General features: G+C 66.6%; 24 protein-coding genes. 12 read left to right on the plus strand and 12 right to left on the minus strand.

The window, feature by feature from the left end; genetic code table 11:
* Window position 1 precedes the first annotated feature (1 nt).
* Entirely contained in the window at window positions 2-646 is a 645-nt protein-coding gene (gene coq7 / locus ACMGRF_RS16640) for a 2-polyprenyl-3-methyl-6-methoxy-1,4-benzoquinone monooxygenase (RefSeq protein WP_049438873.1), read from the plus strand.
* 82 nt (window positions 647-728) lie between these two features.
* Here coq7 and ACMGRF_RS16645 read toward each other — a convergent pair whose 3' ends face one another.
* Both ACMGRF_RS16645 and speD read right to left on the minus strand, forming a co-directional pair.
* Window positions 729-1,049 (minus strand): DMT family transporter, encoded by a 321-nt coding sequence (locus ACMGRF_RS16645; RefSeq protein ID WP_005419816.1) that lies wholly within the window; start codon window positions 1,047-1,049, stop codon window positions 729-731.
* A gap of 168 nt (window positions 1,050-1,217) precedes the next feature.
* Complete coding sequence (speD, locus tag ACMGRF_RS16650; protein ID WP_005411315.1) at window positions 1,218-2,012, minus strand: adenosylmethionine decarboxylase; 795 nt, start codon at window positions 2,010-2,012, stop codon at window positions 1,218-1,220.
* A 149-nt stretch (window positions 2,013-2,161) separates the two neighbouring features.
* Between speD and crp the strand changes: the two genes are divergently transcribed.
* Both crp and ACMGRF_RS16660 read left to right on the plus strand, forming a co-directional pair.
* Entirely contained in the window at window positions 2,162-2,851 is a 690-nt protein-coding gene (gene crp, locus ACMGRF_RS16655) for a cAMP-activated global transcriptional regulator CRP (protein ID WP_010482649.1), read from the plus strand.
* Window positions 2,852-2,984: 133 nt separating this feature from the next.
* On the plus strand, window positions 2,985-3,746 hold the full coding sequence (locus ACMGRF_RS16660) for a sulfite exporter TauE/SafE family protein (RefSeq protein WP_049415405.1): 762 nt from the start codon (window positions 2,985-2,987) through the stop codon (window positions 3,744-3,746).
* Window positions 3,747-3,916: 170 nt separating this feature from the next.
* Here ACMGRF_RS16660 and ACMGRF_RS16665 read toward each other — a convergent pair whose 3' ends face one another.
* From ACMGRF_RS16665 to yegS, 7 genes are all read right to left on the minus strand, one after another.
* Window positions 3,917-4,633: a haloacid dehalogenase-like hydrolase gene (locus ACMGRF_RS16665; protein ID WP_049415408.1), complete on the minus strand. Its 717-nt coding sequence runs from the start codon at window positions 4,631-4,633 to the stop codon at window positions 3,917-3,919.
* Window positions 4,630-5,424 (minus strand): indole-3-glycerol phosphate synthase TrpC, encoded by a 795-nt coding sequence (gene trpC, locus ACMGRF_RS16670; protein ID WP_100478856.1) that lies wholly within the window; start codon window positions 5,422-5,424, stop codon window positions 4,630-4,632. The genes ACMGRF_RS16665 and trpC overlap by 4 nt, the downstream gene beginning before the upstream one ends.
* A gap of 74 nt (window positions 5,425-5,498) precedes the next feature.
* The gene (gene trpD / locus ACMGRF_RS16675; RefSeq protein WP_049415415.1) at window positions 5,499-6,530 is read right to left on the minus strand and encodes an anthranilate phosphoribosyltransferase; all 1,032 of its coding nucleotides are present in this window, start codon (window positions 6,528-6,530) and stop codon (window positions 5,499-5,501) included.
* Between the two features lie 16 nt (window positions 6,531-6,546).
* Window positions 6,547-7,134, minus strand: a complete 588-nt coding sequence (locus ACMGRF_RS16680; RefSeq protein WP_049415418.1) for an anthranilate synthase component II — start codon at window positions 7,132-7,134, stop codon at window positions 6,547-6,549.
* A gap of 2 nt (window positions 7,135-7,136) precedes the next feature.
* The gene (locus tag ACMGRF_RS16685) at window positions 7,137-7,916 is read right to left on the minus strand and encodes an SIMPL domain-containing protein (RefSeq protein WP_180879596.1); all 780 of its coding nucleotides are present in this window, start codon (window positions 7,914-7,916) and stop codon (window positions 7,137-7,139) included.
* Window positions 7,917-7,983: 67 nt separating this feature from the next.
* Window positions 7,984-9,459 carry an anthranilate synthase component I gene (trpE, locus tag ACMGRF_RS16690; RefSeq protein WP_180879594.1) on the minus strand — a complete coding sequence of 492 codons (1,476 nt, stop codon included), beginning with the start codon at window positions 9,457-9,459 and terminating at the stop codon, window positions 7,984-7,986.
* A 304-nt stretch (window positions 9,460-9,763) separates the two neighbouring features.
* Window positions 9,764-10,699 carry a lipid kinase YegS gene (yegS, locus tag ACMGRF_RS16695; RefSeq protein ID WP_049415427.1) on the minus strand — a complete coding sequence of 312 codons (936 nt, stop codon included), beginning with the start codon at window positions 10,697-10,699 and terminating at the stop codon, window positions 9,764-9,766.
* Between the two features lie 312 nt (window positions 10,700-11,011).
* Between yegS and ACMGRF_RS16700 the strand changes: the two genes are divergently transcribed.
* Window positions 11,012-11,566: a DUF4240 domain-containing protein gene (locus tag ACMGRF_RS16700; RefSeq protein ID WP_057501553.1), complete on the plus strand. Its 555-nt coding sequence runs from the start codon at window positions 11,012-11,014 to the stop codon at window positions 11,564-11,566.
* 108 nt (window positions 11,567-11,674) lie between these two features.
* Here the strand turns inward: ACMGRF_RS16700 and ACMGRF_RS16705 are convergent, their stop codons facing one another.
* The 3 genes from ACMGRF_RS16705 to ACMGRF_RS16715 are packed head-to-tail and all read right to left on the minus strand — an operon-like array spanning window position 11,675 to window position 13,234.
* Window positions 11,675-12,157: a GNAT family N-acetyltransferase gene (locus ACMGRF_RS16705; RefSeq protein WP_049415430.1), complete on the minus strand. Its 483-nt coding sequence runs from the start codon at window positions 12,155-12,157 to the stop codon at window positions 11,675-11,677.
* Between the two features lie 12 nt (window positions 12,158-12,169).
* Window positions 12,170-12,847, minus strand: coding sequence for a ribulose-phosphate 3-epimerase (gene rpe, locus ACMGRF_RS16710; RefSeq protein ID WP_019661514.1), 678 nt, complete (start codon window positions 12,845-12,847; stop codon window positions 12,170-12,172).
* 57 nt (window positions 12,848-12,904) lie between these two features.
* Complete coding sequence (locus ACMGRF_RS16715) at window positions 12,905-13,234, minus strand: J domain-containing protein (RefSeq protein ID WP_049415432.1); 330 nt, start codon at window positions 13,232-13,234, stop codon at window positions 12,905-12,907.
* A gap of 141 nt (window positions 13,235-13,375) precedes the next feature.
* Here ACMGRF_RS16715 and ACMGRF_RS16720 point away from each other — a divergent pair, with 141 nt between their 5' ends.
* From ACMGRF_RS16720 to ACMGRF_RS16755, 8 genes are all read left to right on the plus strand, one after another.
* Window positions 13,376-14,302, plus strand: a complete 927-nt coding sequence (locus ACMGRF_RS16720) for a phosphoribosylaminoimidazolesuccinocarboxamide synthase (protein ID WP_049415440.1) — start codon at window positions 13,376-13,378, stop codon at window positions 14,300-14,302.
* A 141-nt stretch (window positions 14,303-14,443) separates the two neighbouring features.
* Entirely contained in the window at window positions 14,444-14,929 is a 486-nt protein-coding gene (locus tag ACMGRF_RS16725) for a DUF962 domain-containing protein (protein ID WP_049415443.1), read from the plus strand.
* A 332-nt stretch (window positions 14,930-15,261) separates the two neighbouring features.
* Window positions 15,262-18,090 (plus strand): monovalent cation/H+ antiporter subunit A, encoded by a 2,829-nt coding sequence (locus tag ACMGRF_RS16730; protein WP_049415446.1) that lies wholly within the window; start codon window positions 15,262-15,264, stop codon window positions 18,088-18,090.
* The gene (locus ACMGRF_RS16735; RefSeq protein ID WP_049415448.1) at window positions 18,090-18,482 is read left to right on the plus strand and encodes a Na+/H+ antiporter subunit C; all 393 of its coding nucleotides are present in this window, start codon (window positions 18,090-18,092) and stop codon (window positions 18,480-18,482) included. Before ACMGRF_RS16730 ends, ACMGRF_RS16735 begins: the two co-directional genes overlap by 1 nt.
* Window positions 18,479-20,014, plus strand: coding sequence for a monovalent cation/H+ antiporter subunit D (locus tag ACMGRF_RS16740; protein ID WP_099485907.1), 1,536 nt, complete (start codon window positions 18,479-18,481; stop codon window positions 20,012-20,014). Before ACMGRF_RS16735 ends, ACMGRF_RS16740 begins: the two co-directional genes overlap by 4 nt.
* Window positions 20,011-20,517: a Na+/H+ antiporter subunit E gene (locus ACMGRF_RS16745; RefSeq protein ID WP_049415453.1), complete on the plus strand. Its 507-nt coding sequence runs from the start codon at window positions 20,011-20,013 to the stop codon at window positions 20,515-20,517. The genes ACMGRF_RS16740 and ACMGRF_RS16745 overlap by 4 nt, the downstream gene beginning before the upstream one ends.
* Window positions 20,514-20,798, plus strand: a complete 285-nt coding sequence (locus ACMGRF_RS16750; protein WP_005411334.1) for a K+/H+ antiporter subunit F — start codon at window positions 20,514-20,516, stop codon at window positions 20,796-20,798. Before ACMGRF_RS16745 ends, ACMGRF_RS16750 begins: the two co-directional genes overlap by 4 nt.
* Window positions 20,795-21,184: a Na+/H+ antiporter subunit G gene (locus ACMGRF_RS16755; protein ID WP_049415456.1), complete on the plus strand. Its 390-nt coding sequence runs from the start codon at window positions 20,795-20,797 to the stop codon at window positions 21,182-21,184. Before ACMGRF_RS16750 ends, ACMGRF_RS16755 begins: the two co-directional genes overlap by 4 nt.
* Window positions 21,185-21,203 lie beyond the last annotated feature (19 nt).

The raw sequence follows: 21,203 nt of genomic DNA on the forward strand, positions 1-21,203 counted from the left end.
CATGACCGTGCTCCGCCAGACCACACCGCTGGACCACCTGCTGACCGAAGCGCAGCGCGCCCTGGACACGGTGTTCGGCAACCCGCCGGCGGCCCGCCCCTACCCGGCCGCGGACACCAACGAGCCGGGCATGGACAACGCTGAACGCCGCCACGCGGCCGGGCTGATGCGGATCAACCACGTCGGCGAAGTCTGCGCACAGGGCCTGTATTTCGGCCAGGCCGCCGTGGCCCGCGACCCTGCCACGCGTGAACACCTGCTGGAAGCGGCCCAGGAAGAGACCGACCACCTGGCCTGGTGCGCTACCCGGCTGGCCGAACTGGACAGCCGCCCGAGCCTGTTCAACCCGCTGTGGTACGCCGGCAGCTACACCATCGGCACCCTGGCCGGGTTGCGCGGCGACGGCTGGAACCTGGGCTTCGTGGTCGAGACCGAGCGCCAGGTGGAAGCCCATCTGGACGAGCACCTGGTCGACCTGCCGGCCGGCGACCTGCGCAGCCGTGCGGTCATCCAGGTGATGAAGGAAGACGAAGCCCGCCATGCGGAGCACGCCGAGCAGGCCGGCGCACGCCGCCTGCCGTTCCCGATCCCGGGCGTGATGGCGCTGGCCTCCAGGGTGATGAAGACCATCGCCTACCGCATTTGAAGGGTCGCCCGCACCAACGGTGCGGGCCTACCAGGAGGTGCGGGGGGCGACGGTGGGGCCCGACCGTTGGTCGGGCCATCCATCAGTTGGGCGACACCAGCTTCAAGCCGATCACGCCGGCCACGATCAGGCCCACGCAGGCCAGACGGGCCGGCGACGCACTGTCATTGAACAGGTAGATGCCGAGCACAGCCACGCCCATGGCACCGATGCCGGTCCAGATCGCATAGGCGGTGCCGACCGGGATGCTCTTCATCGCCTGGCTCATCAGGTACAGGCTGATCAGGGCCGATACCACCGTGGCAACGGTGGGCAGGGGTTTGCTGAAGCCTTCGGAGTACTTCATTCCGAGGGCGAAACCGATCTCGAACAGGCCGGCCAGCAGCAGGTAGATCCAGGGCATGGGTGGGGGCTCCTTACCTTTTTTGACAAAAACGAAACGGCCCGGTGTTTTCACACCGGGCCGTGGGTCGGTACATCACCGTGGAACTGTAACGCGTGCGGGGCACTGGTTCCACGGGGCGGGTCGTCCCGCCTGGGTGGCGATGCCTGCGGGCATCGCACATGGGGCTTACTCGGACAGGTTCCGGCCGTGGAACAGCTCTTCGATCTCGCGCTTGAGCAGCGCTTCGATCTTCATGCGTTCCTTGAACGACAGGTTCTTGGCCTTTTCCTCGAACAGGTACTGGTCCAGGTCGAAGTCCTTCAGGTGCATCTTCGTGTGGAAGATGTTCTCCTGGTAGACGTTGACGTCGAACATCTCGTAACGCGACTTGATGTTCTTGGCCAGGAAGTTCTGGATCGAGTTGATCTTGTGGTCGATGAAGTGCTTCTTGCCCTTCACATCGCGGGTGAAGCCACGGACGCGGTAGTCCATGATCACGATGTCCGACTCGAGGCTCTCGATCAGGTAATTCAGGGCCTTCAGCGGGGAAATGACGCCACAGGTGGCCACGTCGATGTCCGCGCGGAACGTGGCGATACCTTCCTGCGGATGGGTTTCCGGGTAGGTATGGACCGTGATGTGGCTCTTGTCCATGTGCGCGACCACGGCGTCGGAGATCAGCTCCTTGCCGGCCAGCTTCTTGTCGATCACCGGTTCTTCGGAGATCAGGATGGTCACCGAGGCACCCTGCGGATCGTAGTCCTGGCGGGCCACGTTCAGGATGTTGGCGCCGATGATCTCGGCGACATCGGTCAAGATCTGAGTCAGCCTGTCGGCGTTGTACTCTTCATCGATGTATTCAATGTAACGCTGACGCTCCTCTTCGGTGCGCGCGTAACACACGTCATAGATGTTGAAGCTCAGCGCCTTGGTGAGGTTGTTGAAACCCTGCAGCCTCAGGCGAGGCAACGGCTTGACCACGGCGGTCGATTCCTGTGTAAGAAGGGAAAGGGGGAATTATGGGGCAAACTGCCCCCGGGGGGAACGTGAAGACGCAAGAGTTCTGGCACACTGTTTGCCCTTAACAATTGCGCTGGTTAAGCTCCGCTATCGACCCCGTGAATCCGTTCATGCGCAGAGGGAGCGCCCCTATCGTGTCAACCGTGCGCCTAGCTAGCAGTCCACTGGCCCTGGATATCGCCACAATCGATCGTTTCCTGGCGCACAGCCACAGGCGGCGATATCCCACCCGTACCGACGTCTTCCGGCCCGGAGACCCGGCGGGAACCCTGTATTACGTCATCAGCGGCTCGGTTTCGATCATGGCCGAGGAAGATGACGATCGCGAGCTTGTGCTGGGCTACTTCGGTGCCGGCGAGTTCGTCGGCGAGATGGGCCTGTTCGTCGAATCGGACCGCCGGGAGGTGATCCTGCGCACCCGTACCGCCTGCGAGCTGGCTGAAATCAGCTACGAGCGCCTGCATCAGCTGTTCCTCGGCCCGCTGTCGGCCGATGCCCCGCGCCTGCTGTACGCGCTGGGCCAGCAGATTTCCAAGCGCCTGCTCGACACCAGCCGCAAGGCCAGCCGCCTGGCATTCCTGGACGTTACCGACCGGATCGTGCGCACCCTGCACGACCTGGCGCAGGAACCGGAAGCGATGAGCCACCCGCAGGGCAGCCAGCTGCGCGTCTCGCGACAGGAACTGGCGCGACTGGTCGGCTGCTCGCGCGAAATGGCCGGCCGCGTGTTGAAGAAGCTGCAGACCGACGGCCTGCTGCATGCCCGCGGCAAGACCGTGGTGCTGTACGGCACCCGTTGATTGCCAGGCAACCCAACGCTGCGGCCATCCTGATAGAGCCGAGCCGACGCTCGGCTGATGCAGCCCGAAGGCAGCCGAGCAGGGGCTCGGCTCTACACGGCCCCTGCGCGGCCCGCTGGGCTAGGCTCGATGCATGGAGCTGAGCAGCGAATTCTGGTGGTTCATCCTCATCGGCCTGGGCGCACAGCTGGTGGACGGTGCATTGGGCATGGCGTTCGGCCTGGTGTCCTCGTCGGTGATGCTGAGCATGGGCCTGCCCCCGGCACAGGTCAGCGCCAGCATCCACACCGCTGAAGTGTTCACCACTGGCGCCTCGGGGGTGTCGCACCTCGCAGCCGGAAATGTCGATAAACGCCTGTTCCTGCGCCTGGCCCTGCCCGGCGCAGTGGGCGGTGCCGTGGGCGCGTACGTGCTCACGCAGATCCCGGGCGAGATCATCCGGCCACTGATCTACCTGTACCTGCTGGTGCTGGCGATCATCATCCTGGCCCGCGCCGCTGGGCGCTGGATGCCCAAGGGCGAGATCCGCCGGGTGCCGGTGCTGGGCTTCTTCGCCGGCCTGCTCGACGCCAGCGGCGGCGGTGGCTGGGGGCCGATCGCGACGTCCACCCTGCTCGCCCGCGGCGGCCAGGCGCGCACCACCATCGGAACAGTCAACGCAGCCGAGTTCGTGGTCACGTTGACGGTGTCAGCGACCTTCCTGATGTCGATGGGCGTGCAGCATCTGCAGATCGTCGCCGGCCTGCTGATCGGCGGCATGATGGCCGCGCCGGTGGCGGCGATCCTGGTCAAGCGGGTGAAGGAGCGCTGGGTGCTGGTGGCCGTCGGCGTGCTGGTGCTGGGCATCAGCCTGTTCCAGATCGGGCATGCGGTGTACGGGTACCTGGGGCGCTGAGCGCCTGCCGGCCAGCGGCCCGGCGCTGGCTGCACGGGATTCGGTAGTGCCGGCCGCTGGCTGGCAACCCCGCAGGCCCTTCCGCAGATCATGACGTTGCCGGCCAGCGGCCGGCACTATCGGGTCGCAGCCCGGCACTCCGTCATCCCATCCCCGGCGGACTCCGCGCGTTACGCCTTGTCGCCGCCGCGATCCACGCATCCCCAGTTGAGGATGCGGGTGCCGACTGGCAGCACGCGGCGGAAGAACGCCACCCGCCCCGGCTTCGGGTTCACCACCACTGGCGCCTTGGCCGCCAGCAGCAGCGGCAGGTCGGCGGTGCTGTCGGAATAGGCGATATCGATGTCGCCATAGCCGCGCTCGCGCAGCATGCGCATCTTCTCTTCGTTGTGGCAGTGCCGGGTCGGGCCAACACCGCCCAGCCGCGGGCCGACCTCGGTGCCGATCACCGGCACGTCCTGATGGGCGACGAACGCCAGGATCGCCCGTGCCAGCTCCGGCGGCGCGCCGGTGGCGACCACCACGCGATCGCCCTTGGCGCGGTGCGCGGCGAACACCTCCAGCGCCTGCGGCAGCAGCTTGGCGCGCATCTGCGCCTGGTTGCGCAGCACGTAGGCATCGATGACCTTGTTGAAATCGCGCGCACGATGCAGGCCGAAGCTGCCGATCCACACGTAGACCGAAATGCCCGCGCGACGGGTCGGCAGCATCGCCACCATCGGCCCGGCAATCGGCGTGACCAGCAGCGCCGCCAGCATGCGCAACGGGTTGCGCTTGATCAGCGAGGCGAACAGGTGGGTACCCGAATCGCCGTCGTAGAGGGTGTGGTCGAAGTCGAAGACCACCAGCGGCGCATCCTCGCGCGGCGTCGGATAGTGCGTTGTCATGTTGCGAAGAATAGCTGACGCAGGCCCTCGCCCGGCTCTTCCACGCGCATGAAGGCCTCGCCGACCAGGAAGGCATGGATGCCTGCATCGCGCATCAGCGCCACGTCCTGCGGGCCGAGGATGCCACTCTCGGTGACCAGCAGGCGGTCACGCGGCACCGCATGCTGCATGTCCAGCGTGGTCTGCAGCGACACCTCGAAGGTGCGCAGGTTGCGGTTGTTGATGCCGATCATCGGCGCCGGCACCTGCAGCGCACGCTCCAGTTCATCGATGTCGTGCACTTCCACCAGCACGTCCATGCCCAACGACAACGCCAGTTCGGACAGCGTGGCCAGCTGGGTGTCGTCCAGCGCGGCGACGATCAGCAGGATGCAGTCGGCGCCCAGCACGCGCGCCTCGTACACCTGGTAGGCGTCGATGACGAAATCCTTGCGCAGCACCGGCAGCGTGCAGGCTTCGCGGGCCTGCTGCAGATAGGCGTCGGCGCCCTGGAAGAAGTCCACATCGGTCAGCACCGACAGGCAGCTGGCGCCACCGAATTCGTAGCTGACGGCGATGTCGGCCGGGCGGAAATCCGGGCGGATGACGCCCTTGGACGGGCTGGCCTTCTTCACCTCGGCGATCACCGCCGGGTCGCCGTTGGCCACGGCCGCCTGCAGCGCGCGCACGAAGCCGCGTACCGGCGGGGCGCTGGCCACGGCGGCCTGAAGCGCCTCGAGCGGGCGCTGGGCGCGGCGCTGGGCCACTTCTTCGGCCTTGCGGGCCAGGATCGTCTGCAGGATGTCGCTCATCGTCTTCGATTCGGTGCGGGGGCGCTGAGGACGGCCATTATCGGCCATCGACGGGGTCAGGCTGAACCGCGCGCTCAGGCAACCAGCGCGCGGGTGGTCTCCACATACTGCTGCAGGCGCTGGCGGGCGCTGCCATTGGCGATGGCGGCACGGGCGCGGGCCAGGCCGTCGCCGATGTCGCTGGCCACGCCGGCCACGTACAGCGCGGCGCCGGCATTGAGCGCGACGATGTCCAGCGCCGGGCCGGGCTCGTTGTCCAGCACCGCGCGCAGCATCTGGATGGACTGCTCCGGGCTGTCCACGCGCAGATTGCGGCTGGCCGACATGGGGATGCCGAAGTCCTCCGGGTGGATCTCGTACTCGCGCACCTTGCCGTCGCGCAGCTCGCCCACCAGGGTGCCGGCACCCAACGAGATCTCGTCCATGTTGTCGCGGCCCCAGACCACCATGGCGCGCTCGGTGCCCAGTTCGCGCAGCACGCGCGCCTGGATACCCACCAGATCGGGATGGAACACGCCCATCAGCACCGACGGGGCGCTGGCGGGGTTGGTCAGCGGACCGAGGATATTGAAGATGGTGCGCACCCCCATCTCGCGCCGGACCGGCGCGACGACCTTCATCGACGGATGATGGATCGGCGCGAACATGAAGCCGATGCCGGTCTGCTCGATCGCTGCGGCCACCTGCGCTGGCTGCAGCTCGATGGCCGCGCCCAGTGCTTCCACCGCATCGGCGCTGCCGGACTTGGACGACACGCTGCGGTTGCCATGCTTGGCCACGCGCGCACCGGCTGCGGCGGTGACGAACATCGCGCAGGTGGAGATGTTGAAGGTGTGCGAGCCATCGCCACCGGTGCCGACGATGTCGACCAGGTGGGTGCTGTCGGCCACCGGCACCGCCAGCGCGAATTCGCGCATGACCGTGGCGGCGGCGGCGATCTCGTCGATGGTTTCCTTCTTCACGCGCAGGCCGGTGAGGATCGCAGCGGTCATCATCGGCGAGACGTCGCCGCGCATGATCTGCCGCATCAGGTCGACCATTTCGTCGAAGAAGATTTCGCGGTGCTCGATGGTGCGTTGCAGGGCTTCCTGGGGGGAGAAGCTCATGGGAATGCTCCTTGGATCAGGCCGCCGGGCGCTGCAGGAAATTGCGCAGCAGGGCGTGGCCGTGTTCGGTGAGGATGGACTCGGGGTGGAACTGCACGCCTTCCACCGGGAACTGGCGGTGGCGCAGGCCCATGATCTCTTCGATCGAGCCGTCCTCGTTCTCGGTCCAGGCGGTCACTTCCAGGCAGTCCGGCAGGCTGCTCTTGTCAACCACCAGCGAGTGGTAGCGGGTGGCCTGGTAGCGGTCCGGCAGGCCGGCGAACACGCCCTTGCCTTCATGGCGGATCGGCGAGGTCTTGCCGTGCATGATGTTGCCGGCGCGGATGACGGTGCCGCCGTAGACCTGGCCGATGCCCTGGTGGCCCAGGCACACGCCGAGGATCGGCGTGGTCGGGCCCAGGCGCTGGATCAGCTCCAGCGACACGCCCGCTTCGTTGGGCGTGCACGGGCCGGGCGAAATGACAATGCGCTCGGGCTTCTGCGCGGCGATCTCGTCCACGCTCATCGCATCGTTGCGCACCACCTTCACTTCGGCGCCCAGCGTCTGCAGGTACTGCACGAGGTTGTAGGTGAAGCTGTCGTAGTTGTCGATCATCCACAACATGGTCAGGTTCCGTCGCTTATCAGGAAAATGGCGTACACGTTTTCGGTGTAGGTGATGGGGCCGGCTTCCACCGACTCGCGCAGGCGCGAGCCCGTGGTCTCGATGCTGTTCATCGGTGCCTCGGGCGAGGGCGGCGAGGGCGGCGTCACCATGTCGTCGCTTCTGGGCCAATTGCCCGCCTGCACGCCATAGGCAAAGTTCGGCGCCACATCGGAAATGCTGTACAGCCCGCGCAGCTGGGTGCCGTAGGCCTCGGCCAGGCCCTGCGCAGACTGGCGGGTCTGGGCCGCCGCCTCGCCCTTGAGTTCGCGGCGCAGCGCCACTTCGCCCGAGTACATCGGCGCCACGCTGCTGACCTGCAGGTTCTCGTTGGCCTTCAGCGCCCCCAGCACGTCCTGCATCTGCTGGACGCTGGCGAAGCTGGCGCGCAGCTGGCGTGACACGCGGGTGCCGATGAAAACCTGCCGGTTCTGCTCATAACGCGAGGCAGGACCAATCCGCAGGTTGTCCGCGCGCACGCTGCCTTCCACCGCCTTGTGCTGCTTGAACAGTGCCAGCACGCGGGCAACGTTGTCCTGCACGCGGCGGCGCGCGGCGTCGGCATCCATGTCGGTCTCTTCGATGTTCAACTGCAGGCCGAACCGGTCCGGCATCACCACGCGACGCGCCTCGCCCTTCACCAGCAGGTGCGGCTGCGACGGAATGGTATTGGCCTGCGCCCACGCAGACGGGGCCATCGTGGCCAGCAGTGACGACCACAGCAATGCGCTCAGCAGCTTCATGCGGTACTCCTTGTCTTGAATGGGAACAGCGGACGGTGCCGCGGCGCAGGCCACGGCACGGGGAGGATCACAGGCCCTTGGCGGCCTGGGCGACGGCGCGGAACAGCGCGCGGCCCTTGTTCATCGTCTCGTCCCATTCCTTGTCCGGGTCCGAGTCGTAGACGATGCCGGCGCCGGCCTGCACGTACAGGCGGCCATCCTTGATCACCGCGGTGCGGATCGCGATCGCGGTATCGGCATCGCCGTGCCAGCCGATGTAGCCGATGCTGCCGGCGTACACATTGCGCTTGATCGGTTCCAGTTCGCGGATCACTTCCAGCGCGCGGATCTTCGGCGCGCCGCTGACCGTGCCGGCGGGGAAGGTGGCACGCAGCACGTCGGCGTAGCTCAGGCCCGGCTGCAGCTGCCCGGTCACTTCGCTGACGATGTGCATGACGTGGCTGTAGCGTTCGATCACGAACTGCTCGCCCACTTCCACGGTGCCGGCCTTCGAGACACGGCCGGCATCGTTGCGGCCGAGGTCGATCAGCATCAGGTGCTCGGCGCGCTCCTTCGGATCGGCCAGCAGCTCGGCTTCCAGCGCCAGGTCCTGCTCGGGCGTGGCACCACGCGGGCGGGTGCCGGCGATCGGGCGCACGGTGACTTCGCCATCCTGAAGGCGCACCAGGATTTCCGGCGATGAACCGACCACCTGCAGGTCGCCGACATCCAGGAAATACATGTACGGCGACGGGTTCAGTGCACGCAGCGCGCGGTACACATCCACCGGGCGCGCCTTGAACGGCACGCTCAGGCGCTGGCTGAGCACCACCTGGAAGATGTCACCGGCGCGGATGTATTCCTTGCTGCGCTGGACCGCATCGACGAAGCCTTCGCGGGTGAAACCGGAGACGAAGTCGGACTCGTCCAGCACGTCGCTGTTGAGCGGTGAGGGATAACCGGCGCCCGGTGCACGCAGCTTGGCAGTGAGTGCATCCAGGCGCGCCTGCGCCTGGTCGAAGGCACCGTCGACACGCGGGTCGGCGTGCACGATCAGGTACAGCCGGCCCTTGAGATTGTCGAACACCGCCAGCTCGTTGGAATCCAGCAGCAGGATGTCCGGCGTGCCCAACTCATCGCGGCCGGCCGGCGGGGCCAGGCGTGGTTCGATGTAGCCGATGCACTCGAAGCCGAACCAGCCGACCAGGCCACCGGTGAAGCCCGGCAGGCCTTCCAGCTTGGGCACCGAGTGGGCGCTGCGCAGCGCCTCGACTTCGGCGAAGGGATCGGCCACCTCGCGGGTTTCCACCACCTGGCCGTCTTCGCGCACGGTCAGCGTATGGCCGTGGAACGCATACACGCGGCGCGCCGGCAGGCCGATGATCGAGTAACGACCAAAGCGCTCGCCGCCTTCGACGGATTCAAACAGGTAGGTATTGGGGCCGTCGGCGAGCTTCAGATAGACCGAGAGCGGCGTGTCCAGGTCGGACAGCACTTCGCGGACGACGGGAATGTGGGTGTGGCCTTCAGCGGCCTGCTGCTGAAACTGAGCGTGCGAGTTCAAGACGACTTTCCTTCCGGGACACAGCGTTATGGGGGCGGACGACGGCAACGGGCCACCATCGCCACCAACGGCGTGCGGAAGAAAGAGTATGCGGGGTCGTCAGGCTGGACACCCCTTGACTGTATCGCAGCTTGCGCGGCAGGGGAACCCTGGGAAACTGAACCACGGGACGGCCGGGCCCTGCCACGGTCACCGGTGGCGGCGACCGGCGCGGGAACCGGTAGAGTCGACTGTCAGTCGACTTGCGCGCGTAGCGCGGGGTTTTACGCCGTCGGAACGAAGAGCAGTCGACTAACAGTCGACCCTACCCCTGCCCGGCCAGCAACGGGCAACCGACCGGCAGATGCATCCGCACCCGGCCCGGCACGCACTCGATGCGGAACCGGTGGGCCTGCACCGGTTCGCCGTCCAGATTGAGGGTCAGCGCCTTGGGCGCGTCGATCTGCAACCACGACAGCCGCGCCCGCGTGGCCAGCTGTTCCAGTGCGGCCTGGGTACCGGACTTCAGCATCTGGCCGAGGGTGGCGGTGACCTCGCCTTCCAGCTCCGGCAGCACGGTGACATCCAGCAGCCCATCGTCGATCAGCGCCTGCGGGCACAGCTGCTGGCCGCCACCGGCCTGGCGCCCGTTGCCGATGCCCAGCGCGATGAAGTCACCTTCCCAGGCGAAGTCCGGGCCGGACAGGCGCGCGTTGATCGGCTCGATGCGGCCGAGCTTGGCGATACCGGTAATGACGTAGGCCAGCCCACCCAGCATCTTCTTCAGCCCGGCATCGGTCTCCACGGTGACCTGCGTGCCGAAGCCGCCGCTGGCGAGATTGGCGCACCACCATTGCGTGCCATCGGCGTCCACGCGCAGAAGATCGATCGCATGCGGGGTCGCCTGCCCGATCAAGGCGAAGGCCTCCTTCGGCTCAGTGGGAATGCCGGCGGCAGTCGCGAAATCGTTGGCGGTCCCCATCGGAATCAGCGCCAGCGAAGGCAGCGCTTCTGCCGGTTCCTCACGATGGGCCAGCGTCTCGGCCACCGCGCTGAGCGTGCCATCGCCACCGGCGGCCACGATCACGTCCACGCCATGATCGATGGCCTCGGCCACGTAGCGTTCGGCGTCGCCGTCTTCCCAGGTCACCCGCACCTCCAGCTGCACGCCCTGCCCGCGCCAATGGCCAACGGCGTCGCGCAGTTCATCGTTGCCAGCCGATTTGCCGTTGAGGATCAGGCGCCAGCGCGGGGTGGTCATGCGGTACTTCCAGGAGGGGGTAGCACAGGCTAGCAATGCGCTGTTTGCCCGCGGTGAATGTCACGCAGGTGTCATTCAGTTGCTGGAGAATGGAAGGCCATAGCAGGGACGATGGATGGAGGCAGGATCAGCCTCCCACGCATGCAGCGAGGCCACGCCAGTGATTGGCGTGGCTTTTTTTTGCCCGATTCCAGGGGGAATAGATCCGCGGGGCATCACCTCGGGAACTCTGCCGGGGTGCCGCTATTGGCTCTGGAAGTGCCGTCTCTGTACCCGTAAGGTCCGCGTTTCCCCTGTTCTCACAAGCGCACCATGGAAAAGCACGCATTCTGGACGCTGATCGAGGAAGCCCGCTCTGTCGCTGAAGATTCTAGCAATATCGCCGGGCACCTTGCCGAAAGTCTTCTTAGCTACAGCCCCGAACAGATTCTGCGTTGGCACGGAATTCTCGATTGCTATCACTCCCTCTCTCGAAAGAACAAATTGTGGGCAGCGGCATACGTCATCAACGGCGGGTGCAGCGATGATGGATTCGAGTACTTTCGAGGCTGGCTGATTGCGCAGGGGAAGGAGACGTTCCTGAGGGCACTGCAGGATCCTGACAGTCTGGCCGGAGTGGATGTGGAAGCCGACGAGGCTGAAGACGAAGAGATCCTGTCGGCCGGTATGACGGCATATTTTCAGCGGATGGGACTGCAGGAGCCCGACTACGATGCATTCGACGCGGCTTTCGCCCCTTATGCATTGAGTGAGACCGATGTCGCCCAGCTTCAGGCAGACCTCCGGTATGCACCTGACATCGATAATGTCTGGGACGAAGCGTCGCTGGAGACCGTGCTTCCGAGGCTGACAGCTCGGTTCTATTGAAAGCTCATCTCCGCCGGTCGTGTCCACGCATGGCGGGGATCTGCCGAGGTCGCGGGCAGTGCGAACCAAGGTTCGCACCCACCCAACTGGGGTTTGCCCCCACGAGCCTCAACCGTTGGCGAAATCGTGCAGCGCCTGCCCCTGCAGCCGGTACACGGTCCACTCGTCCTGCGGTTTGGCACCGGCGGCGGTGTAGAACTCGATGGCCGGAGTGTTCCAGTCCAGCACCGACCATTCGAAACGGCCGCAGCCTTCGGCCACGGCCTGGCGTGCGATGTACTTCAGCAGCGCCTTGCCGGCACCCACGCCACGCTTTTCCTGGCTGACATAGAGGTCTTCCAGGTAGATGCCCTTGCGGCCCAGCCAGGTGGAATAGTTGTAGAAATACACCGCATAGCCGATCGCTTCACCATCGGCTTCGCAGATCAACGCCCGCGCCGTGGCATCGGGTCCGAACAGGCTCTCGGCGATGCCGATCTCATCGGTCTGCACCGAATGCTCGGCCCTCTCGTAGATGGCCAGCTCGCGGATGAAATGCAGGATCAGGCCAGCATCGGCCACGGTGGCCGGGCGGATGTTCAACACGGCCACCGTACTCATGGCTCAGCCCCGTGCCGCAGCGACGTTGGCGCGCATCTGCGCGATCACGTCCTGGTAGCTGGTCCTGGCGTTGAAGATGGCCGAACCGGCGACAAAGGTGTCGGCGCCCGCGGCAGCAATCTCGCCGATGTTGTCGGCCTTCACGCCGCCGTCGATCTCCAGGCGGATGTCCTTGCCGCTGGCGTCGATCATCTTGCGCACCACTTTCAGCTTGTCCAGCGCCGAGGGGATGAAGGCCTGGCCGCCGAAGCCCGGGTTGACCGACATCAGCAGCACCAGGTCCAGGTCATCCAGCACCCAGTCCAGGATGTCCACCGGGGTGGCCGGATTGAGCACGATGCCCGGCTTGCAGCCCAGCGAGCGGATCAGCTGGATGGTGCGGTGCACGTGGCGGCTGGCCTCCGGGTGGAAGCTGATGTAGGTGGCACCGGCTTCGGCGAAGTCCGGAATGATGCGGTCCACCGGCTCGACCATCAGGTGCACGTCGATCGGCGCGGTCACGCCGTGCTTGCGCAGGGCCTGGCAGACCATCGGGCCGATGGTCAGGTTCGGCACGTAGTGGTTGTCCATCACGTCGAAGTGGACCCAGTCCGCGCCGGCGGCGAGGACGTTGTCGACTTCCTCGCCGAGGCGGGCGAAGTTGGCGGACAGGATGGAGGGGGCGATGAGGCAGTTGGACATGGCCGGGGCCTTCGGAACGGGGAAAGGGTTCTCCCGCCCGCAGGCGGGACTGTGAGATCAGCGCTTGCGCAGGGTCTTGATGCGGTCGTAGGCGGCGTTGATGCGCCGCGACTTCTGCTCGGCCTGCTGCTGCAGCTCGGGGGCGGCGCCGCCCAGCTTGTCGGGGTGGTACTGGGAGATGAGCCTGCGGTAGGCGCGCTCGATCTCGGCATCGGTGGCCTCGGACGTCAGCCCCAGCTCCCGATACGGGTTCTCCTTGTTCAGGCGGAACCAGTCCGAGTCGAAGGCATGGCCGATCAACAGGCCGACCACCGCGCCGAACAGCGGATTGGGCCGGAACAGCAGGGCGCCGGCGATGAATCCGAGCAGTTTTCCGTACCAGCGCATGGCGCTCCGGGGTCGACCGACGAAATGGACGCTCATTTTACGTCACAGCGGGCCCGGACCGCTTTACACTAGGCCGCCCGCTGGTCAGCGGGCCCGCCGGGTCCGTTGGGCAGCCGTATCGACAACGCCCCAGGAGTGCCCGTGCCAACCACGCTGTTGCAATCCGATCTCCCCGGCCTGCCCTTGCGCCATCGCGGCAAGGTGCGTGATGTGTTCGATATCCCGCGCGAGCGGCTACCTGCAGGGACCCCACCGGGCGACTACCTGCTGATGGTCGCCACCGATCGCCTGTCGGCGTTCGACGTGGTGCTGCCCGACCCGATTCCGGGCAAGGGCGAGATGCTCTGCCAGGTCTCCAACTTCTGGTTCGCCAAGACCGCGCACCTGATGCCCAACCACCTGACCGGCATCGAGGTGGCCAGCGTGCTGCCCGAAGGCGTGGACCCGGCGCTGTACGCCAAGCGCGCGGTGGTCACCCGCAAGCTGAAGCCGGTGCCGGTGGAAGCGATCGCCCGCGGCTACCTGATCGGCAGCGGCTGGAAGGATTACCAGCGCACCGGCAAGGTCAGCGGCATCGACCTGCCCGACGGCCTGCGCCAGGCCGAACAGCTGCCCGAGCCGATCTTCACACCCTCGACCAAGGCCGCGGTCGGCGACCATGACGAGAACATCGATTTCGACGCGATGGTGAAGCAGGTCGGTGCGGAACTGGCCGAGCGGGTGCGCGACGCCACCCTGCGCATCTACAAGTTCGCCGCCGATTACGCCCGCGAGCGCGGCATCATCCTGGCCGACACCAAGTTCGAGTTCGGTACCGACGCCGATGGCCGGCTGTACATCATGGACGAGATGCTGACGCCGGATTCGTCGCGTTACTGGCCGGCCGACGAGTACGAAGTGGGCACCAGCCCGCCGAGCTACGACAAGCAGTTCGTGCGCGATTACCTGGAGACGCTGGACTGGGGCAAGACCGCCCCGGGTCCGAACATCCCGGCCGACATCATCGAGCGCACCCGCGCCAAGTACGCCGAGGCGCTGCAGCGCCTGGCCGGGATCAGCGTCGACTGATCCGCCTGCGCCCCCCGGCCGGAAAGGCTGGGGGGTGCGTTCGGTAGTGCCGGCCGCTGGCCGGCAACCTCATGAACTCGGCTATGCTCTGGATTGCCGGCCAACGGCCGGCACTACCGTTGTCCGAGGAAGCAACGCAGCATGCAGACATCCACCGAGCTTGCGCGGCCGATCGACCGCTATTTCGCCAGCTATTCCGACGACCATCGCAACGTGATCAACCAGCGCATCCACGTGGTGGCGGTGCCGGCGATCCTGTGGTCGGTGGTGGCCCTGCTGTGGTGCCTGCCACCGCTGATCACCTGGTTCCAGTACGGCATCTGGGCGGCGTTCGCAATGTTCAGTGCCTGGTGCTTCTACAACAAGCTGTCGCGCCCGCTGGGCATCGGCATGCTCATCCAGTTCTTCGTGTTCGGCTGCCTGTGCCGCCTGCTGGAGGCCGAGATCGGCCTGCAGGCGCTGCGCTGGTTGGCCGTGGGCGTGTTCGTGGTGGCCTGGATCGCGCAGTTCATCGGCCACAAATTCGAGGGCCGCAAGCCGAGCTTCCTGACCGACCTGACCTACCTGCTGATCGGCCCGGCCTGGGTGATGGCCAAGTTCTACCGCAAGCTCGACTGGCGCTACTGATCTGCCGGCGGCCGACAGCGGCCATCGTTTCCTGAACGAGCGGAATCCGTCACCCACACTCCACGGCGGCCCTGCCAGCCTGCGCCGGTGAATCGCCCCCACGTCCCGCCCGTCGACGGCAGCCCCTGTGCGACAGGGCCTGCGGTCTCCCTGCGTGGGCGTAGGGTGTCCCCCGAGGGCAACCGGGGAGGGACTGCAGGAACGTGATGTTGCGCCGCAGAAAAAATGAATCAGCGAACGTTACATGCAGTTGATCGCTGTTCGATGGGTTTCGGCGACATTTCGCAGCCTGTTATTCTCCCTGACCTGCTCGTGAATCATGGATTCCCTGCATGCTCCCCAGCCTGCCCCTGCTGCTGGCCCTGCCGTTCCTGATGGCAGCGGCTGTCGCGGCCTTCCCCCGTAGTTCGCGCTCGACCGCTGCCTGGCTGGCGGCACTGGCGCCGTTGGGCGGGCTGGCCATCCTCGGCTGGCTGACCCCGGCGGTGCTCGATGGCCAGGTGGTCCGCACCCTGGTTCCTTGGCTGCCACAGATCGGCCTGGACTTCACCCTGCGCCTGGACGGGCTGGCCTGGATGTTCGCCGGGCTGGTGCTCGGCATCGGCGCCCTGGTGGTGCTGTATGCGCGCTACTACCTGAGCCAGCAGGACAACGCGCACCGCTTCTACTGCTACCTGCTGCTGTTCATGGGCGCCATGCTGGGCATGGTGCTGTCGGGCAACCTGCTGTTGCTGATGGTCTTCTGGGAAATGACCAGCATCAGCTCGTTCCTGCTGATCGGCTTCTGGTCGCACCGCCAGGACGCCCGCGAAGGCGCGCGCATGGCGCTGGTGATCACCGGCGGCGGCGGCCTGGCACTGCTCGGTGGCGTGCTGCTGATCGGCCGCATCGTCGGCAGCTTCGACCTGGACGTGGTGCTGGCCGCCGGCGAGCAGATCCGCGCCAGCGCGCTGTACCCGTACGCCCTGTTCCTGGTGCTGGCCGGCATCTTCACCAAAAGCGCGCAGTTCCCGTTCCACTTCTGGCTGCCGCACGCGATGGCCGCGCCGACCCCGGTCTCGGCCTACCTGCACTCGGCCACCATGGTGAAGGCCGGCGTGTTCCTGCTGGCGCGGCTGCATCCGGCGCTGGCCGGCAGCGACCTGTTCTTCTATACGGTCAGCGGCATCGGCGCGCTGACCCTGCTGATCGGTGCCTGGAACGCGATCTTCCAGCACGACCTGAAAGGCCTGCTGGCGTACTCGACCATTTCCCACCTGGGCCTGATCACCCTGCTGTTCGGCCTGTCCACGCCGATGGCGGTGGTCGCCGGCGTGTTCCACATCCTCAACCACGCCACCTTCAAGGCCTCGCTGTTCATGGCCGCCGGCATCATCGACCACGAAACCGGCACCCGCGACATGCGCAAGCTGGGGGGCCTGCGCAGGCTGATGCCGTTCACCAGCGCGCTGGCGATCATCGCCTCGCTGGCGATGGCCGGGATCCCGCTGCTCAACGGCTTCCTGTCCAAGGAAATGCTGTTCGCCGAAGCGATTACGGCCGGCGGCCCGGGCATCATGCGCGCGGCGGTGTCGATCGCTGCGTTGCTGGCAGGCGTGTTCGGCGTGGCCTACAGCCTGCGCTTCGTGCACGACACCTTCTTCGGCGCTGGCCCGCACGACCTGGACCGCGTGCCCCACGAGCCGCCGCGCTGGATGAAGGTGCCGGTGGAGCTGCTGGTGGTGATCTGTGTGGCGGTGGGCGTGGCACCCGCACTGACCGTAGCGCCGGTGCTGCATGCCGCTGCGGCCTCGATCCTCGGCACCGCCATGCCCGAATACAGCCTGGCGGTGTGGCACGGCTTCAACCTGCCGCTGGCGATGAGCGCGATCGGCGTGGTCGGTGGCGTGGCGCTGTACTTCGGCCTGCGCAGGCTGATCAACCTGCATGCCGTGACCAATGTCAGCACGGGCCGCAATGTGTTTCACGCCCAGCTGGACGCTGTGTCCGCGCTGGCCATGCGCCTGACCAGCGGCATCGCCAACGGCAGCCTGCAGCGCATGCTGCTGGGCCTGGTGCTGGTGGCGATCGTGGTTGCCGCGGCGCCGTTCGTGGCCAACCCAGCCTCGCCGAACTGGACCGCGCCGCAGCCGATTCCGCTGCTGGGCTGGGCCCTGTGGCTGGTGATGATGGCCTGCGCGGTCGCCACCCTGCGCATCTACAAGCAGCGCCTGCTGGCGGTGCTGCTGGTCGGCGGCGTCGGCCTGATGGTGGCGCTGACCTTCGTGTTCCTGTCCGCGCCCGACCTGGCCCTGACCCAGCTGCTGGTGGAGATGGTGACGCTGGTGCTGATGCTGCTGGGCATGAACTACCTGCCGGCGCAGTCCGGGCCGGAGCGGCCGCGCTGGCGCAAGCGCCGCGACGCGGTGATCGCGATCATCGCCGGTGCCGGGCTTGGCGCGCTGGCCTATTCGGCGATGACCCTGCCGCCGAACACCATGGCCGGCGAGCTGCTCGCCCGCGCGTTGCCCGAGGCCTACGGCCAGAACGTGGTCAACGTGATCCTGGTCGACTTCCGTGGCTTCGATACCTTCGGCGAGATCACCGTGTTCGGCATCGCCGCGCTGGTGGTGCATGCGCTGCTGCGGCGTACGCGGATGGCGCCGGAGCAGATCATGCCCGGCCCGCCGATCAAGCTGCCGGTACCGGCCGACCTGGCGCAGATCATGTTCCCGCTGACCCTGACCGTGTCGATCTTCCTGTTCCTGCGCGGGCACAACGCACCGGGTGGCGGCTTCATCGCCGGCCTGGTCTTGGCAGTGCCGCTGCTGATCCAGTACGTGATCCAGGGCACTGCATCGGTGGAGTCGCGCTTCGGCTTCGACTACATCCGCTGCATCGGCATGGGCCTGCTGATCGCCCTGCTCAGCGGCAGCGCGTCGATGCTGTTCGGCGTGCCGTTCCTGACCAGCGGCCATCTCGACCTGCACCTGCCGCTGATCGGCGAGGTACCGCTGGCCAGCGCAATCGGCTTCGACATCGGCGTCTATCTGGTGGTGTTCGGCGGCGCCATGCTGATGCTGTCGATGATGGGCACGATCAAGCCGTCGCGTACCCGCACCGCCCGCAAGGGTGAGATCGACCTGCAACGCCGTTCGGCCCGCACCGGGGAGATGCACTGATGGAACTGGCCCTGGCTACCGCGATCGGCGTGCTGACCGCCATCGGCATCTACCTGCTGCTGCGTGCACGCAGCTTCGATGTGATCCTCGGCATGACCTTCCTGTCCTACGCCACCAACCTGCTGATCTTCGCCGGCGGCCGGGTGGTGCTGGGCAAGGCGCCAGTGCTGCAGGAAGGCGTGGACAGCCACCTGGGCAACTACACCGACCCGCTGCCACAGGCGCTGGTGCTGACCGCGATCGTGATCGCATTCGCGATGACCGCGGTGAGCATTGTGCTGGCCATGCGCAGCCGCAGCGACAACCACAGCGACCACGTGGATGCGCACGAGCCGGATGACGACCTCCAGGATGGAAGCGTGCCGCCGCGCCAGGGCGAGGACCGCGCATGAACCATCTGGTGATCCTGCCCATCCTGATTCCGCTGCTGGGTGCCGCGCTGTCGCTGTTCGTCGAACACCGCCGCTATGGCCCCAGGGTGCAACGGGCGGTGGCCTGGACCGCGCTTTCGGCGCTGGCGCTGGCAGTCGGCCTGCTGTTTGCCACCACTGCCAGTGGTGAAATCAACGTCTACCTGCTTGGCGACTGGCCGTCACGGCTGGGCATCGCGCTGGTGGCCGACCGGCTGTCGGCGTGGATGCTGCTGACCACCCTGCTGCTGGCCATTCCCTGCCTGCTGCACGCCTGCTCGGGCTGGGACCGCCGCGCGCCGCACTTCCATGCGCTGTTCCAGTTCCAGCTGGTCGGCCTCAACGGCGCGTTCCTGACCGGCGACATCTTCAACCTGTTCGTGTTCTTCGAGGTGATGCTGATCGCCTCCTACGGCCTGCTGCTCAGTGGTGGCCGCGGCCTGCGCATGCGCATCGGCCTGCACTACGTGGTGTTCAACGTCACCGCCTCGACACTGTTCCTGGTCGCGCTGGGCCTGCTGTATGCCTCGCTGGGCTCATTGAACATGGCCGAGCTGTCGCAGCGCATCGCCGAGGTACCGCCGGCACAGCTGACCCTGGTGAAGGCGACCATGGGCCTGTTGCTGCTGGTGTTCTGCGCCAAGGCCGCGCTGATGCCGCTGTACCTGTGGCTGCCGGAAGCCTATTCGCGCGCACCGGCGGCGGTGGCGGCGCTGTTCGCGATCATGACCAAGGTCGGCCTGTACTCGGTGCTGCGCATCCAGATGCTGTGGTTCGGCGACGATGCCGGCGCGATGGCCGGCTATGGCCGCGACTGGCTGCTGTGGGCCGGCGTGGCGACGCTGGTGCTGGGCGGCCTCGGCGCGCTGGCCGCCACCCGCCTGCGCGTGCTGATCTCCTACCTGGTGATCGTGTCGGCGGCCACGCTGTTCATCGCCTTCTCGGTGGGCACGCCACAGGTGCTCTCGGCGGGCCTGTACTACCTGCCGCACAGCAGCTTCGTCGCTGCCGCGCTGTTCCTGGTTGCCGACCTGATCCGTCGCCGCCGTGGTGGCGCCAGCGACCGCAAGGAAGTGGTCGCGCCGATGCCGGGCAAGGAGACGCCCGCCGTGCTGTTCCTGATCGGCGCGGTGTCGGTGGCCGGCCTGCCGCCGCTATCCGGCTTCCTGGCTAAGGCCGCGCTGCTGGCCGGCATGCCGGCGCAGTACACCGCCCCGGTCTGGACCGCTGTGCTGGTCAGCAGCCTGCTGGTGATCATGGGCCTGACCCGGGGGGGCATCCGCCTGTTCTGGCGCGTGCCACCGATTGATCCGGAGGCACCGAAGCCGCGCAAGGCTCCCCTGCGCCGGGTAGAGCTCTATGCCGCCTGCCTGCTGCTGGCCTACGGCATCGGCATGACCCTGGCCGCTGCACCGTTGATGCGCTATACCGACGCCACCGCCGCACAGCTGCTGCACCCCAGCGAGTACGTGCAGCAGCTGCGCGCGACCACGCCGGAGATCCGCCAGCCATGACTGCCCAGCGCTCCCTGTTCCGTCGCCTGATTCCGTCGCCGATGCTCAGCATCATGGTGGTGGCGTTCTGGCTGCTGATGTCCGACAGCTTCACCCTCGGCCAGATCGTGCTGGGCCTGCTGCTGGGCGTGGTGGTGCCGCTGTTCGCTGCACGCCTGGACCGCGAGTTCGCGCGCATCGGTACGCTGCGGCCGCTGCCCAGGCTGGTGTGCGTGACTCTGTGGGACATCCTGATGTCCAACATCCGTGTCGCCCTGCAGGTACTGGGGCCGGAGAAGAACATCCACCCCGGTTTCATCTGGCTGCCGCTGGACATCGCCAACATCCATGGCATCGCTGCGCTGACCAGCATGATCACGCTGACCCCGGGCACGGTCTCGGCCGCGCTCAGCGACGACCGCAAGTACCTGCTGGTGCACGTGCTGCACCTGGAGGACCCGCAGGACCTGATCGATACGATCAAGCGCCGTTACGAGGCGCCGTTGATGGAGATCTTCCCATGACCGGTTTTGAAGTCATCCAGACCACCCTGGTGGTGTGCATGCACGTGGTCGGCCTGGCGATGCTGCTGGCCACCTGGCGGCTGTTGCGCGGGCCGACCGTGCCCGACCGCATCCTCGCGCTGGACACGCTGTCGGTGACCGCGATCGCTGAGCTGATGCTGTTCGGCATGTACCTCAACTCGCCGATCTACTTCGAGGCGGCGCTGATCATCGCCATGCTCGGCTTCGGCAGCACCGTGGTGCTGAGCAAGTTCGTGCTGCGCCGGGACATCGTCGAATGATCACCGTGATCCAGATCGTTCTGTCGATCCTGCTGCTGTTCGGCTGCTTCTTCATCCTGGTCGGCGCACTGGGCCTGGTGAAGCTGTCCACCTTCTTCAAGCGCCTGCATGCGCCGACCAAGGCCAGCACGCTGGGCGTGGGCTGCGTGCTGGTGTGCTCGGTCTGCTACCACATCTTCCTGGGCCAGGACCCGCAGCCACGCGAGCTGCTGATCACCGTGTTCCTGTTCATCACCGCGCCGATCAGCGCGCACATGATGGCCAAGGCCGCGCTGTCGCTGCTGATGGAAACCCGACCCAGCCTGCCGGGCAACGAGCGTGCCGCCGAGGAGCAGCTGCCGCCACCGGAACCGGTGCGGGAAGAAGAAACCACGCAGAACCGGTAGGTGCCGACCGCTGGCCGGC

The sequence above is a fragment of the Stenotrophomonas sp. EMP41 genome (assembly GCF_047495535.1).
Lineage (GTDB): Bacteria > Pseudomonadota > Gammaproteobacteria > Xanthomonadales > Xanthomonadaceae > Stenotrophomonas > Stenotrophomonas sepilia.

Bases quoted from the DNA above. Each gene is read 5' to 3' on its own strand.
- coq7 (WP_049438873.1), top strand. From the start codon at position 2: ATGACCGTGCTCCGCCAGACCACACCGCTGGACCACCTGCTGACCGAA.
- ACMGRF_RS16645 (WP_005419816.1), bottom strand. From the start codon at position 1,049: ATGCCCTGGATCTACCTGCTGCTGGCCGGCCTGTTCGAGATCGGTTTC.
- crp (WP_010482649.1), top strand. From the start codon at position 2,162: ATGCGCAGAGGGAGCGCCCCTATCGTGTCAACCGTGCGCCTAGCTAGC.
- ACMGRF_RS16660 (WP_049415405.1), top strand. From the start codon at position 2,985: ATGGAGCTGAGCAGCGAATTCTGGTGGTTCATCCTCATCGGCCTGGGC.
- ACMGRF_RS16665 (WP_049415408.1), bottom strand. From the start codon at position 4,633: ATGACAACGCACTATCCGACGCCGCGCGAGGATGCGCCGCTGGTGGTC.
- trpC (WP_100478856.1), bottom strand. From the start codon at position 5,424: ATGAGCGACATCCTGCAGACGATCCTGGCCCGCAAGGCCGAAGAAGTG.
- trpD (WP_049415415.1), bottom strand. From the start codon at position 6,530: ATGAGCTTCTCCCCCCAGGAAGCCCTGCAACGCACCATCGAGCACCGC.
- ACMGRF_RS16680 (WP_049415418.1), bottom strand. From the start codon at position 7,134: ATGTTGTGGATGATCGACAACTACGACAGCTTCACCTACAACCTCGTG.
- ACMGRF_RS16685 (WP_180879596.1), bottom strand. From the start codon at position 7,916: ATGAAGCTGCTGAGCGCATTGCTGTGGTCGTCACTGCTGGCCACGATG.
- yegS (WP_049415427.1), bottom strand. From the start codon at position 10,699: ATGACCACCCCGCGCTGGCGCCTGATCCTCAACGGCAAATCGGCTGGC.
- ACMGRF_RS16700 (WP_057501553.1), top strand. From the start codon at position 11,012: ATGGAAAAGCACGCATTCTGGACGCTGATCGAGGAAGCCCGCTCTGTC.
- rpe (WP_019661514.1), bottom strand. From the start codon at position 12,847: ATGTCCAACTGCCTCATCGCCCCCTCCATCCTGTCCGCCAACTTCGCC.
- ACMGRF_RS16715 (WP_049415432.1), bottom strand. From the start codon at position 13,234: ATGCGCTGGTACGGAAAACTGCTCGGATTCATCGCCGGCGCCCTGCTG.
- ACMGRF_RS16725 (WP_049415443.1), top strand. From the start codon at position 14,444: ATGCAGACATCCACCGAGCTTGCGCGGCCGATCGACCGCTATTTCGCC.
- ACMGRF_RS16730 (WP_049415446.1), top strand. From the start codon at position 15,262: ATGCTCCCCAGCCTGCCCCTGCTGCTGGCCCTGCCGTTCCTGATGGCA.
- ACMGRF_RS16735 (WP_049415448.1), top strand. From the start codon at position 18,090: ATGGAACTGGCCCTGGCTACCGCGATCGGCGTGCTGACCGCCATCGGC.
- ACMGRF_RS16740 (WP_099485907.1), top strand. From the start codon at position 18,479: ATGAACCATCTGGTGATCCTGCCCATCCTGATTCCGCTGCTGGGTGCC.
- ACMGRF_RS16745 (WP_049415453.1), top strand. From the start codon at position 20,011: ATGACTGCCCAGCGCTCCCTGTTCCGTCGCCTGATTCCGTCGCCGATG.
- ACMGRF_RS16750 (WP_005411334.1), top strand. From the start codon at position 20,514: ATGACCGGTTTTGAAGTCATCCAGACCACCCTGGTGGTGTGCATGCAC.
- ACMGRF_RS16755 (WP_049415456.1), top strand. From the start codon at position 20,795: ATGATCACCGTGATCCAGATCGTTCTGTCGATCCTGCTGCTGTTCGGC.